The organism is Candidatus Aquicultor secundus, assembly GCF_002791875.1.
Lineage (GTDB): Bacteria > Actinomycetota > Aquicultoria > Aquicultorales > Aquicultoraceae > Aquicultor_A > Aquicultor_A secundus.
This window is the reverse complement of sequence record NZ_PFNG01000007.1, coordinates 1-1,130: the sequence shown is the minus strand read 5'-3', so window position 1 is coordinate 1,130 and position 1,130 is coordinate 1. Positions and strand designations below refer to the sequence as shown.

The 1,130-nt window shown below is 46.5% G+C and carries 2 protein-coding genes; one reads left to right on the top strand and one right to left on the bottom strand.

The window, feature by feature from the left end; all coding sequences use genetic code 11:
* Positions 1-223: SHOCT domain-containing protein (locus tag COY37_RS00235; RefSeq protein WP_286975439.1), on the bottom strand; the 223-nt coding region annotated here is incomplete at its 3' end.
* 202 nt (positions 224-425) lie between these two features.
* On the opposite strand from COY37_RS00235, the gene COY37_RS00230 reads away from it, so the two are divergent.
* The gene (locus COY37_RS00230) at positions 426-920 is read left to right on the top strand and encodes a c-type cytochrome (RefSeq protein WP_286677907.1); all 495 of its coding nucleotides are present in this window, start codon (positions 426-428) and stop codon (positions 918-920) included.
* Positions 921-1,130 lie beyond the last annotated feature (210 nt).

The window sequence follows — 1,130 nt, the reverse complement described above, 5'->3', positions numbered from 1 at the left end:
TCTTCTCTTCATACTCTTCGGTATCTATCTCGCCTTTTGCATAGCGCTCTTTTAGAGTCTCAAGAGCGGTATTTCTGTTCTCGTAACGAACAGCGCCCGTAGTGCCGCCAAGCGCTCTAACAGCGTAGACGATTCCGAATATTACAAGGCCCCAGAATAGGATCATCCCGAGCATCATGAAAATACCTCCGATACCAAATAGGCTTCCCCAGCCCCACATCATGTGAGATCACCTCTTTTCGTTACTCCGGTTTATAAAACAACCGCTTGTTGTTATGTACCCTCTTCAACTAAAATCTAAACCTTTTACATTTTTGAATCAATTACATAAAACCGCTTAATCCAAGCCTTAGTGCTGATAGTTAGTTTACCCGGAGAATGATTGGGTATAACCGGATAAACTTAAGAAAAATGGGAGGTTAACTATGAAGTGGCTTTTACCAACAGCAATCATCCTTATTGTAGTTGGGCTTGTTGGTGTTATCGTTTTTAATTATTACTCATTTACGCCAAGTCAGCCGGGTACCGTTCGGGCACCGTTTCGAGGCCCGGGTGCAATAGCTCAAGGTAGTTTCTCAAGCAACGGCGAGCAGATATTCTTTACGGGGACAAGCTCGAGAGACACGATAACCGTTACCGGTGGCCCGTTCTGGTTTCAGATGCATGACGGGGGTTGTGCAAATTGCCATGGCCCAGATGGACGAGGCGGCACAACGGTGATGATGGGTAGGTTTATAGCTCCAAACATAACGTATAAGGAATTACAAAAAGAAGGCTTTAACAATGACCTTATTAAGAGAGCGGTAACACGTGGGCAGGATGAAAAAGGCGGTACATTAAGCTCGAACATGCCCCGCTGGCATATGTCGGATCAAGATTTAAACGATGCCATCGATTACTTAAAAACACTTGCACCTTAAAGGAGGAATCATTATGTTTTGCCCATTCTGAGGCGGGGGTGGCTTTGGAGGCGCCGGGGAACTCGGCGCTATAATTAGCCTCATTTTCACTCTTGTATTACTGGTCGGTTTAGGATTCTTGATCTGGTGGATTGTGAGACAAGCAAGCGCAGGCAGGTATGGTGGCCCACCGGGGCAGCCGACAGCCAGCCGCGCACTTGAAATCCTCAA

What these genes read in the sequence shown, in the direction of transcription:
- COY37_RS00230 (WP_286677907.1), top strand. Translation starts at nt 426, where the DNA reads ATGAAGTGGCTTTTACCAACAGCAATCATCCTTATTGTAGTTGGGCTT.